We start from the raw sequence: 12221 nt of genomic DNA, 5'->3' as shown, positions 1-12221 counted from the left end.
CCATATCCATACTAGAAGAAGCGCTGAATAACCATGCGGAACAGATCACTCTCAGTGAGAATGCCTGCCAATTTTTTATCTGAATCCAAAACCGGAAGGCTGTGGATTTTGTTTTCAAGAAGAAGCCTGGCTGCTTCCAAAATGGATGTTTCGGGTGTAATCGTGATGACATTGGTGCTCATAATCTGTTCCACCGAATTGGTCAGTACCTTGAGAGATTCTTCCTGGTTGTTCCGAGAAAGGAACCGTGAATTGTCATTGCTGAGCAGGTCAGTGCGGGTAACAATGCCTTTTAATTCACCATCCTCCACAACAGGAAGACTGCGGATGCGTTCTGCACCCATCAACCGGTGGGCTTCCAGGAGAGAGGCGTCTGGATCCAGCGTGACTACATGACTGGTCATGTAATCTTTGGCAGTCAGATTTTCTTTAAGATCGGGCAATTCTGCCAGAATGAAGCGGAAGATATCTGATGTGGTAATGATGCCCACCATTTCACGGCGCTCATCCACAACAGGAAGGGCGGTTATTTTATTTTCAAGCATCACACGGGCGGCTTTCGGCAAAGGACCGGAAGCGGGAACGGTGATGGGATTCTTGGTCATAATATCAGCCACAACAGCGTCTTTAAGATCAACATCGGTGGTCCAGGCGCCGTCGCTCAAAGCCGGGATATCGGTTCGCAGCAATCCACGACGGGTGACGATACCAACCAGTTTGCCATCTTTCAACACAGGTAATGCTCTGATTTTTTCCGCGTCCATGGTGCGGCGGGCATCATTGAGGTGGGTCTCCGGTGTAATGGTGATCACTGGTGAAGACATCCAATTGCGAATAATACCGTTTTTCATTTCAACCTCCGTCAAAATCCGTCTTTTAGGATCAGCATCAGTATAGGTTTCGATTGGAAATAAATCGTCACACACAACATGCGATTCGAGTCAATTTTTCAGTTGATTTGTTTGGATGCCTGGATACACCAAAATGTGTACGACGATAAGGAAATTTGCTGCTTGACATTACACAACATATGTTATATTATATATGTTATAAAACATTAGTTATATTTCAGAAAGATGAAATGATGCCACCCAGAAAAAAATTCGACCTCTCTCGTATCATGGATGCCGCCTTTCAAATCCTTCGCCGGGATGGATTTGGGGCTGTTACAGCCCGAAGTGTGGCGGCTGAACTTGGATCTTCCACTACCCCCATCTACTGGGCTTTCGAATCCATGGATGACGTGGAACAAGCCCTGACTCAAAAAACCACAAAATTAATGAGCGAATACCAGACGAAAAAATATACAGATAATGTTTTATTGAATATGGCGATTGGTTATGTGAACTTCGCACGAGAGGAACCCAACCTTTTCCAATTTTTGCAAATCGAAAACCAGAAACCGTACAATCCGGCCCGCGATACTGACCTGGGGGAGCGTATGGCCGCCATGATGGGAGAAAAACCGCCGTTGGATTTATTTGGGAAGATTGATCAAAAATCTATGGATGCCGTCACTCTTCAATCCTGGGTTTTTACGCACGGTCTTGCCACAGCGATCTCCTCCAGAATGCTCGTGTTCGATTCGGAAAAGGAGATCATTGATCTCATCAATTCAGCCGGGCGGGCATTTTATCTGAACCAGACTATTAAATAAGCAATTCTCAGTAAAGGAAAAAATGAGCGCAAAAAAGACTTTTATCTTTATCCTTCAGGTACTTGGCCTGACTTTGATCGGCCTGGTCGTCAACATATTCTCTTCGGCCATTACACCCAAACCAGAAATAGTCCGCGCGGCACAGGCAACTGCAGACGCCCAAACCATGCTTCTCCTGCTGATTGACCGATTTGTTGTGGCCATAATCTTTGCTCTACTTCTTGAAAATACCCTGCTGCGAGGTTGGAAGCTGGCTGCACTGATGTTCTGGTCTGTTTTTGGGATCACCACCTTCATGATGCAGATAGAAACCATCATTTTTGGCAGCGCATTCCCCGGCCTTTCCATAGCAGATGTGCTTTTGCTGGTCCTGACAGCTCTGGTTGGCACAATTTTGTTCATCCCCCTCGCCATGCTGGTGATGAACCGGTGGAAAGGTGAAAGCGCTGTAACAAAGCCGCTTTTCAAGAAAGAATACCTCCCCCGGTTGGCCATCATCGCTGTGATCTATCCGATGATTTACTTTTTCTTTGGATACTTTGTCGCCTGGCAGTCTGCCGCCGTACGCGAATTCTACGCTCACTCATCCATCACCACAGCCCAACCGCTATTGACCATAATTCAGATCGCTCGCGGTGCACTCTGGGTCATAGCTGCTCTGCCGCTGTTGGTGATGTTTGAAAAACGCTGGTTCACCATTCTGGCAATTGCAGTGAGTTTTTCGTTGCTGCCATCCATTTCTCTTATCCTCCCCAATCCGTTGATGCCCGCCGCTGTGGCACATGCCCACTTCATCGAGATTTCATCCTCTATGGCTCTCTTTGGCGCCCTTACCGGTTGGATTATGACGGCGAAAGATATCCCATTCGTTGATCAGGTATTCCATCGTGAGGTTCATAAGACTGCAAAATAACAAGAGCACAAATAAAAGCCGGGCGAGTTCACAATCTTCTCGTCCGGCTTTCTTATCCAGTAGGAGTTATTTTTGATCCAGAGTGACTAATCCTTTACGCAGAGCATAGAGCGCTGCCTGCGTGCGGCTGGCCACATTTAATTTTGTGAGAATACGGCTAACATGGGTGTGCACGGTAGCCGGGCTGAGTACCAGTAATTTGGCGATTTCCTGATTGCTATACCCCTGCGCCATCAACCGTAGCACTTCCAATTCGCGGTCGGTTAATTCTTCCACCTGTTTTTCATCTTCCACAGGGCCATGGAATTGCTGCAGCACCTGCCGGGTGACAGCAGGATGCAGCGAACCTTCGCCCTGTGAAACCTGATGAATGGCGCGAACCAGGTCTGAAGGGTTTGAATCTTTTAATAAATATCCAATAGCTCCCGCATTTAAAGAAGGCAGAACCTTATCATTGGTGCTGAAGCTGGTTAAAACCAGAATATTCACGGATGGAGCTCTTTGTTTGATCTGCCGGGTGGCTTCTATTCCGTCCATTTCGGGCATCACCAGATCCATCAACACCACTTGCGGTTGCAAAGCTACAGCCTGTTCCACAGCATCTCTTCCATTACTGGCTTCGCCAACCACCTGGATACCATCTTCTGTATCCAACATGGCAATCAACCCTTTTCGTACCACAGGGTGGTCATCAACTACCAGAACACGAATTTTGTCGCTCATATTTTCACCTCTACCGTCAGACTGGTCCCCCGACCGGGCGCACTTTGAATGGTCAAACTGGCTTTCTGGGCTTCCGCTCTTTCCCGCATGGTCCGTAGACCAATCCCACCTTTACCTTTAATTCCCATGTCAAATCCTACTCCATCATCTTCGATCTTCATAATAACCGTATGCCCCGATTGGATGATATGCAGGGTGACATTTTTTGCATGGGCATGTTTAACCACATTATTCAATGCTTCCTGAGCTATACCATACAACATTTCTTCGATCTTTGCATCCAGGGTAATATTGACCCGCCACTTGAATGCCGTAACCAATCCCAGTTGTTCTTCCACTGATCGCAATCGCTGGGTGAGCGCCCCCTGTAAACCAGCCTGATCGAGAACAGACGGACGGAGTTCGAAGATCAATAGCCGCATTTCTTTCAGCGCTTCCGTGGTCGACTCTTCCAGGTTATGCAAATGACTGCGGACGGCGTCAAGATCACCGTTTTCCAGTTTACGCTGGGCAGCCTGGGTATATAACGCCATGCCGTAAAGCAGCTGGTTGACTGAATCATGCAATTCTCTCGAAAGACGATGCCGTTCTTCAACCACCGCCATTTCCTGCACCTGTTTGGCTAAACGAGCATTTTCCACCGCCACCGCCGCCTGGTTGGCAAATAATTCGATCAATCGGGCATCGTCTTGAGTAAAGCCATGCTCTTTATTGACCACATCCAGTACACCGATAATCTGACCCTGCACCCGTAACGGGATGGCCAGAATCGAAACCGGCGCAGCAACCGTCACGCCATCCTTAAGACCGGGTTTATTATTGATCAAAAGGGGTTCTCCCCGCCTTATAGCCAACCCGAGCAGTGCCTGTCCCAGAGGCACCCGGCCAGTTTTTTCCATCGATTCGCCCGTGGAATACATGATACGCAGCCATTCTTCCCCTTCCACCAGACCAATTGAGCTTCCTTTTGCGCCAGTGAGGTGCTGGGCTTCGGTGCAGACAATTTGCAGCACTTCTTCCAGTTCCAGCTTTTGCAGTAAAGCCAGAGTCACCTGATGAAGAGACTGGGTCTCCAACAGACGATCGCGGGTAGCCTGGTAGAGCTGTGCATTCTCCAATGCCAGAGCGATCGAACCTGATATTGCTTCAGCCAGTGAAACCTGGTTAAGGGTAAAGGGGGTAAAACGCTGCCGCCGCATGGCAATGACCATTCCCATAATGCGGTTGTTCCCAATAACAGGCACCGCCAGGGCAACATTGGCTTCCAGTTGGGTCAATATTGAGGGTGAAATTCGGTGATCCGTACTTACTTTTCCGGAAACCACTGAAGTACGGTGTGAAAGCACATAATCCACCAGCAAATCAGTGGAAGAATCCAGACTGGTGGAAAACACAAGATTGCGTTCCCCTTCTGAAACAACCCCGCTCGCCACCAGTGGAATGCAGAGTCCATCAGGCGTTACCCAGTAGACCAGGCAGGCATCGGCATCTAATGAAACGGTCAATTCCCAGGCAACCCGGTTCAGTGCGCGCTGCAGATCGCCCGAATAAGAAGCCGGCAGGGAAAAATCAGGAAGGGAAGGTAATGACATAATCTGGTATGAAAATTGTATCAATAAAGCAGTATGGGTGCGGGTTGCCGCAAGATAAAAAAAGGATAAACAATTGGATATCAGACGTCAGGCAGCTGGTTGAAGGTTTATGATAGGCTTATTGTTTTCTTCGTTCCAATAAATCACATTACAGATGATTAAACCTTCTTCTTTTTTTTCCAGGTATTTTGTATTTCAATTTCATAAGTCAAACGGGTCTTGATTTGAACTATTTTTTCCCTCCCCACGCCTGGTTTTTATTTCTTACAGCCACTTTGAGCCTGATACTGGGTATCAACACCTGGCACCGCCGGTATATTTTGACCGGAAAGATCCTGATGTATTTCATGTTTTCCGTTACTCTGTGGGCTTTTTTCTCTGGAATCGAAGCCGTCACTGCCAGTCTGGCAGGTAAGATTTTTTGGTCGAAAATGGAATATTTCGGATTTGTCTGGGCGGCACCGCTTTGTTTCCTTTTAATCCTTTCATATACTAACAATTGGAAATGGGCCAATCCGTCCTTGCTTGTCGTACTCGCCGCGATTTCATTAATTACATTGATTCTTGCCTGGACCAATGAATATCACAATTTGATCTGGGATGCGTTTTACACAGGTTCAGATAAACTAAATATCATTGTCTATTCTCACGGGATCTGGTTCTGGATCTTTAATATTTTCCAGTTTTGTCTTTATTGTTTCAATCTGGTGGTGCTCATTGACAGATTGCGGTTCCAAAAGGCACCATATCGGCAACAAACCATTACGATATTGGTAGCGACCTTAATACCTGTAGTGTCTGGCGTTTTATATATATTCAACATTTCCCCGATCCCCGGCCTGGATTGGATGCCGATATCTACTTTCTTTACCGGAGTGATTTTTGCCTGGAGCATGCATTACTACCGCCTGCTTGACCTGGTTCCCATCGCGCGGGAGACACTGGTCGAACAGATGCTCGATGGCATGATTGTTCTTGACGATCAGCAAAGGATCATCGATATTAATCCCAGTGCGCGGAAGATGGTTGCCAATGGCGAAAACATCAAAATAGGAGACCATCTGGCAGATGTGTTACCAGAGCTGTCATCAACCATTTCTGTGTCAAAATCACGTTCTACAACACAAATTCTTTCTTATCAGGAAACCCAGGATGACCAGCGTTTTGTTGACGTCCGATTTACTCTACTGACCGGATCGAAAGCAGACGCCAATTGCAGTCTGGTAATTTTGAGGGATATTACAAAACGCAAGAACATGGAAGATTCATTGAACCAGGCCAATCAGGAACTGGAAAAACGGATAGAAGAGATTCAAAAATTGCAACATCAATTGAAGGAAGAAAGCATCCGTGATCCGTTGACCAACCTGTACAACCGCCGGTATCTTATGGATGCCATGCAGAGAGAATTTGCCCGGGCACGCCGGGATCAATATCCCGTCAGCATTATTCTGGCGGATATCGATCACTTCAAACGTGTGAACGATACCTATGGTCATCTGGTGGGAGATGGTGTCTTACAGCAGTTATCCAGAATATTGGTGTCATCTTTTCGGCTGGAAGATATTGTGTGCCGATATGGTGGAGAAGAATTCATCATTGTGATGCCCGATACCACAATTGAAACCGCTCTTTCCCGGATAGATTCGACCCGGGTTTTGGTCGAGAGTACGATTTTGGACATCTCAGAGCAGAAAGTTCAAATCACCTTATCCGCCGGAATCGCAATCTTCCCCGATCAGGGATCTGACATTGATACAGTGATCAAAGAAGCCGACAAAGCATTGTATCGCGCGAAATTAGAAGGAAGGAATCGGGTTATTGCGGGGGCAATCTCTGATTGATACAATGAATTAAGAATAAAAACAGGAGGGCTGCCATGAAATATGGTTTTGTATTGCCCTTTGGAGATGCCCGGTTTGCCGCTGTTTGTGCGGAAAAAGCAGAGTCCGCCGGGTGGGATGGTTTCTTTGTCTGGGAACCGGTATGGGGGACAGATGCCTGGATCTGCCTCACAGCCGCCGCCATGTCAACCAAAAAGATCCGTCTGGGAACAATGTTGACCCCGCTTCCCGTGCTGGCACCGTGGAAACTGGCCAGCGAGACGGCTACTCTTGATAATCTCTCCGGTGGAAGAGTCATACTCTCTGTCGGTCTGGGTGCGGTGGATACTGGTTTTATGAATTTTGGCCTGCCAACTGAACGAAAAGTCCGCGCTGAAAGAATGGATGAAGGTCTGGAAATTCTGACAGGTTTGTGGAAAGGCCAACCTTTTGCGTTTGAAGGAAACCATTACCATATCCAGCCGACCGAATTCAATATCCCCTCCCCACCAGTCCAGCAGCCAAGAATACCCATCTGGGTGGTAGGTGCCTGGCCAAGTATGAAATCTATGCATCGAGCCATGCAATATGACGGTCTGCTCCCCAATTTTATTGGAGCCGATGGAAAGGTGGCTATGGGGCATCCCGATCTGTCAACAGTAAAAGATATGACGGATTTCGTAAAGAAGAATTCGCCCAACCCATTCTTTGATATCATCATGGAAGGGGAGACAGATCCCACTCAACCAGACACACTGGAAATTGTGCACGATTACCGCACTCACGGAGTTACCTGGTGGATGGAAGCCCAGTGGACGGCCAAAGGAGAAGAGGCCGTCTTGAAGCGAATCAAAGCCGGACCCCCGAAAATCTGACTATTCCAGGGCGCGATCCACTGCTGCCATCGCATGTATCCACGTGGTGGGAAACAGAGGCAGTGGGAAATCTTCTGACGTAATCAGCATTTCAATTTCTGTGCAACCCAGAATAATTCCCCCAACGCCTCTGTCTGCCAGATCTTTTATGATCCTCAAGTATGCCTTCTTTGATTCCGGGTTAATAATCCCCTGGCATAATTCCTCATAGATCACCCGGTTCACGAAAATCCGGTCGTCCGCTTCTGGAATGACCACATCCAATCTGTGCTTTTCCAACAGGCGTAGACGGTAAAAATCTTCTTCCATCGTGTAGCGGGTGCCAAGAAGACCGACTTTTTTAACGTCTGCGCGTTTGACCGCTTCGGCTGTGGCATCTGCAATATGCAACACCGGCAGGCCGGAGACCTTTTCCACCTGATCAGCCACCTTGTGCATTGTATTGGCACAGATTAACACAAAATCAGCCCCGGCATTGCGAAGCCCAACTGCCTGACTGGCCAGTATACTCCCGGCATCGCTCCAGCGATTTGAATGCTGCATTTCTTCAATTTCTGCAAATTCTACTGACGAAAGCAAAATCCTGGCCGAATGCAGACCGCCCAAACGCCTGGCTACCTCTTCATTGATAATCCGGTAATAATGCACCGTTGACTGCCACGACATTCCACCCAGAAGTCCAATTGTTTTCATGGAAAGAATTATACGTGATCAATAATACTTTGTCAGGTTTGTTGCAATCTTCTCTGGTATGAGGTTTTCTTTATATAGATGTCTAAAATCAGGGGTACCTGTATTTTCTATCAGGTTGTTGATCTCCGGTAGTTTGCAGGCAAGATAATTTTTGATCATTCCGATTAATGCAATTAATGGTTCACGGCTTTGTATTGGCAGTGTTTCAGAAATAATAATGTTATTCAATACCTGATTAATTAAAAGAAACAACTCGGCCAGTTTCTTATTGGTTTCATCTTTTTCATCCAGCAGTCTACTGATGCTGGCTTCATCTACCACATATCGATTGGCAAAACTCATGAGGTCTTTGCTGAGCCGGATGAGCAGCATTTCGACCCACTCTTTATTCTGAATAATGGTTTGAAGGTCAGACCGTAGGAATTTGTATGTGGATAGCGTTTCCGTTAAGACCTTGACGGTACTCAGTCGTTTTCCCCCATTAATTGCCTCAAACTCGCCAAAGAAATTAACGGCATCAATACAATCAATCAGAACATCACGACCGTCGATCTTCCGGAAAATCCCTACAGAACCTTCAAGCAGCAAATAGATGCTGTCGTCCGATTCTTCCCCTTCCGTCATTAAGATATCGTTTTTCTTATAAACCTGTGCAAACCGGGCATACATATCGGATGTGGTATGAGAAGGATTATTATCAATCATTGCCACAACTTCCCCCATGAAACAGGAATTTTGAAAGGTTTAAACGGTGAAATCATCACCGCAAAATCTTTATGCCTGGTTGCGTTGATATGCCCAGAGAGCGCTACCAATGACCCCGCCATTGTCGCCCAGTTCTGCAGGAACAACGCTGATTTTATCCACATTGGCCATTTTCACGCGTTCTTTAATTGTCTTGCGGATGGGTTCCAGCAATAAATCTCCCGCCTGAACCCCACCTCCGCCAATTACAATTTTGTCGGGAGCGATGGTCAAGATGGTATTGGAAATGGCAATACCCAGATAAAAACCGACTTTCTCGTATATTTCCCTTGCTACCGGGTCACCCATGAGTGCTGCCGTGCTGACGGTTTTTGCAGTGATCTTGTTCAAATCATACCCGGCAAGCTCACCAATTTTTGTTGTCCAACCTTGAACAACGGCTTTCAAACCGGCGGCTGCAATGGCCGGAGACGATGCATACATTTCAAGACAGCCATGATTGCCGCATCCGCACAACGGACCGTTGTAATCAATCATGGTATGCCCCACTTCACCGGCGGTACCATCAAGACCGAGATGGAGTTGATTATCAATCACCATACCGCCGCCAATTCCGGTGCCAATGGCATAAACAGCCATGGTACGTGCACCGCGGCCGGCGCCAAATTTCCATTCACCAAAGGTTATCGCCCGCACGTCATTCAGGAGATATGTTTTTAACCCGGTGTATTCCTTTATTTTGTCCGCAACAGGGGCATTTTCCCAGTGGCCGTACAGGTTGGGAAGAAAAATAGTCCGGCCGTTTTCAATATCGATGCTTCCCGGAGCACCAATCCCAACGCCGCCGATATCTTCTACTTTGTGTCCGCTGGATTTGATCACATTCAAGAACAGATCCGCCATACGATGAAGTACGGCCTCCTGTCCTTCACGTGCGATGGTAGGTACTGAAATCAGATTCGTGACCACTCCCGTTTCTGTATCAACAATACCTGCCCGCACATTGGTTCCCCCAAGATCACCACCGATGTATTTCGCCATCCAGACCACCCAGAAGAAAAGAAATATACACAATTTTAGCACTACACAAAAAGTGTAATGCTACCGTGGTATTCTACGTCAAAGTGTGAAAATTGTGTACATCTATTGGGAAGAAAACGAAAGTTATTCCTTTCACTCCATTTACAGATGTACATTTACCAAACAAAGTTAAAAACACGAACAAGTGCAAAATGAACTGTTCGTGTTTTTTATACATCTTTCCAGGAAAGTTTATCCTAATCTATCAGGATATCTGGCGGCAAATTCATCCAACATGGCTGCCGTTGACCGGGCACCGACTCGGGTTGCCCCGGCATCGATTACTTCCAACAGCGAGTCGAGAGTTCGAATGCCATGAGCGGCTTTTATCTTCACTTTTTCACTGACGGATTCTCGCATGAGTTTCAGATCATCAATGGTGGCACCCGTAGGAGCGAATCCGGTGGATGTTTTAACAAAATCAGCACCGGCCTCTTCGACCAATTGACTACCCCGGGCAATCTCTTCTTTTGTAAGGTAGGCATTTTCAAGAATCACCTTGACCAGGGCTTTTCCTCTGGCGGCTTCAACAACCTCATGGATTTCCTTACGAACATAATCATATTGGCCGCTGCGCATGGCCCCTATATTAATTACCATATCGAGTTCAACGGCTCCATCTTCTATTGCTTTCCTGGCTTCAAAGACCTTGGTTTCCATGGTTGAACTGCCGTGGGGGAAACCGATTACCGTACCCACTTTTACATCTGTTCCAGCCAGAACTCCGGCAGCCAGCCTGACATCCCACGGTTTGACGCATACGGAAGCCACCTGGTATCGGGCAGCCAATTCACATCCAGCCTTTACATCTTCTTCATTCAGGTCTGGAGTGAGAAGTGAGTGGTCAATGGTTTTGGCCAGTTGTTTCAGGGTAATGGTTTTGCTGTTCAAAGCGGTCATGATCATTCATCCTTTCTGGTTTTACCAGAGATGGTTGAGATTATGGATAGTGAATTGCATTATACGCTCTTTCATCAAGGCGATTCTGTTTACCCTCGGCAGATTTCGGACACCGTCCCCTCATTGGGTGCCTGTAACCTTGATAAAAAAAACCACCCGTTTAGGTGGATTTTTATGCCCTCGGCAGATTTCGGACACCGTCCCCTCATTGGGGGCCTGCAAACTTGATAAAAAAAAACCACCCGTTTAGGTGGATTTTTGTGCCCTCGGCAGATTTCGGACACCGTCCCCTCATTGGGGGCCTGCAACCTTGATAAAAAAAAACCACCCGTTTAGGTGGATTTTTGTGCCCTCGGCAGATTTCGGACATCGTCCCCTCATTGGGGGCCTGCAACCTTGATAAAAAAACCACCCGTTTAGGTGGATTTTTGTGCCCTCGGCAGATTTCGGACACCGTCCCCTCATTGGGGGCCTGCAAACTTGATAAAAAAAACCACCCGTTTAGGTGGATTTTTGTGCCCTCGGCAGATTTCGGACACCGTCCCCTCATTGGGGGCCTGCAACCTTGATAAAAAAACCACCCGTTTAGGTGGATTTTTGTGCCCTCGGCAGAATTCGAATCTGCAACCTTTTGCTCCGCAAGCAAACGCTCTGTCCAATTGCGCTACGAGGGCATACAATCACGCGTGCTTCTCACGCGCACCCTAAATATACCTTGTGGTCAAAAAAACGTCAAGGAGAGTATGAGACCACAATTAAAAATCAATTCTCTTCCAGCATGTGCGAGAGGAACTCGGCATCTTCCAGGTCCTGCTCGCGGCCAGTTGACTTCTTATTGGTTATCAGACTGATCAGATCAATGTAATAAATAGGGCAATTTTGTTCTTCACGCTCCACCCGCAGCGGATACGATTGTTTGAACGTCAGCCCGTCCATTTCAGTGACAAAAACCACCCGCAATGGCGGGTATCCCAACTGGATAGCGGTATCCGGCTGGGTAAAATCGCCAGGTTTCAAACCCAATGAATGAAAACCGAACTTATCGAGGGCAGAGACTATTCGTTTCCCATTCTGGATCGTCGGGTTAACCCAGATATCCAGATCTCGAGTAAAGCGGGGATGACCGTGGGCGGCTACGGCATACCCTCCCACGATGAGGTACTCAACTTTTTCTTCGTTTAGTAGTTTCAACAACTCCAAGAAGTCTGGTTGGAACATTATCCCTGCCTGCAAAATGCAACTGCCGGATTTTTTCCAATT

General features: G+C 47.2%; 12 protein-coding genes and 1 tRNA gene. 4 read left to right on the top strand and 9 right to left on the bottom strand.

Annotation, left to right across the window (positions count from 1 at the left end):
- Positions 1–11 precede the first annotated feature (11 nt).
- On the bottom strand, positions 12–851 hold the full coding sequence (locus LTAR_RS07320) for a CBS domain-containing protein (protein WP_062421549.1): 840 nt from the start codon (positions 849–851) through the stop codon (positions 12–14).
- Between the two features lie 230 nt (positions 852–1081).
- Between LTAR_RS07320 and LTAR_RS07315 the strand changes: the two genes are divergently transcribed.
- Positions 1082–1657 carry a TetR family transcriptional regulator gene (locus tag LTAR_RS07315; RefSeq protein ID WP_158423406.1) on the top strand — a complete coding sequence of 192 codons (576 nt, stop codon included), beginning with the start codon at positions 1082–1084 and terminating at the stop codon, positions 1655–1657.
- Positions 1658–1679: 22 nt separating this feature from the next.
- Positions 1680–2570, top strand: coding sequence for a hypothetical protein (locus LTAR_RS07310; RefSeq protein WP_062421547.1), 891 nt, complete (start codon positions 1680–1682; stop codon positions 2568–2570).
- A 66-nt stretch (positions 2571–2636) separates the two neighbouring features.
- On the opposite strand, the gene LTAR_RS07305 is transcribed toward LTAR_RS07310, so the two are convergent.
- A complete protein-coding gene (locus LTAR_RS07305; RefSeq protein WP_062421546.1) occupies positions 2637–3293 on the bottom strand; it encodes a response regulator in 657 nt (218 codons plus the stop codon).
- Positions 3290–4885, bottom strand: coding sequence for a sensor histidine kinase (locus LTAR_RS07300; RefSeq protein WP_062421545.1), 1596 nt, complete (start codon positions 4883–4885; stop codon positions 3290–3292). The genes LTAR_RS07305 and LTAR_RS07300 overlap by 4 nt, the downstream gene beginning before the upstream one ends.
- 224 nt (positions 4886–5109) lie before the next feature.
- Between LTAR_RS07300 and LTAR_RS07295 the strand changes: the two genes are divergently transcribed.
- Positions 5110–6729, top strand: a complete 1620-nt coding sequence (locus tag LTAR_RS07295; RefSeq protein ID WP_139044452.1) for a histidine kinase N-terminal 7TM domain-containing diguanylate cyclase — start codon at positions 5110–5112, stop codon at positions 6727–6729.
- Positions 6730–6764: 35 nt separating this feature from the next.
- Entirely contained in the window at positions 6765–7583 is an 819-nt protein-coding gene (locus LTAR_RS07290; protein WP_062421543.1) for an LLM class flavin-dependent oxidoreductase, read from the top strand.
- Here the strand turns inward: LTAR_RS07290 and LTAR_RS07285 are convergent, their stop codons facing one another.
- From LTAR_RS07285 to LTAR_RS07250, 6 genes are all read right to left on the bottom strand, one after another.
- Positions 7584–8276, bottom strand: coding sequence for an aspartate/glutamate racemase family protein (locus LTAR_RS07285; RefSeq protein WP_062421542.1), 693 nt, complete (start codon positions 8274–8276; stop codon positions 7584–7586).
- Positions 8277–8294: 18 nt separating this feature from the next.
- Positions 8295–8981 (bottom strand): cyclic nucleotide-binding domain-containing protein, encoded by a 687-nt coding sequence (locus LTAR_RS07280; protein ID WP_062421541.1) that lies wholly within the window; start codon positions 8979–8981, stop codon positions 8295–8297.
- Positions 8982–9050: 69 nt separating this feature from the next.
- Positions 9051–10022, bottom strand: coding sequence for an ROK family protein (locus LTAR_RS07275; protein WP_062421540.1), 972 nt, complete (start codon positions 10020–10022; stop codon positions 9051–9053).
- A 231-nt stretch (positions 10023–10253) separates the two neighbouring features.
- On the bottom strand, positions 10254–10961 hold the full coding sequence (gene deoC / locus LTAR_RS07270) for a deoxyribose-phosphate aldolase (RefSeq protein ID WP_062421539.1): 708 nt from the start codon (positions 10959–10961) through the stop codon (positions 10254–10256).
- A 600-nt stretch (positions 10962–11561) separates the two neighbouring features.
- Positions 11562–11635 (bottom strand) — tRNA-Arg (locus LTAR_RS07255).
- An 88-nt stretch (positions 11636–11723) separates the two neighbouring features.
- A complete protein-coding gene (locus LTAR_RS07250) occupies positions 11724–12179 on the bottom strand; it encodes a hypothetical protein (RefSeq protein WP_062421536.1) in 456 nt (151 codons plus the stop codon).
- Positions 12180–12221: the final 42 nt, after the last annotated feature.

Origin of the sequence: Leptolinea tardivitalis (assembly GCF_001050275.1) — a bacterium.
GTDB lineage: Bacteria > Chloroflexota > Anaerolineae > Anaerolineales > Anaerolineaceae > Leptolinea > Leptolinea tardivitalis.
This window is presented reverse-complemented; position numbering and strand designations above follow the sequence as displayed.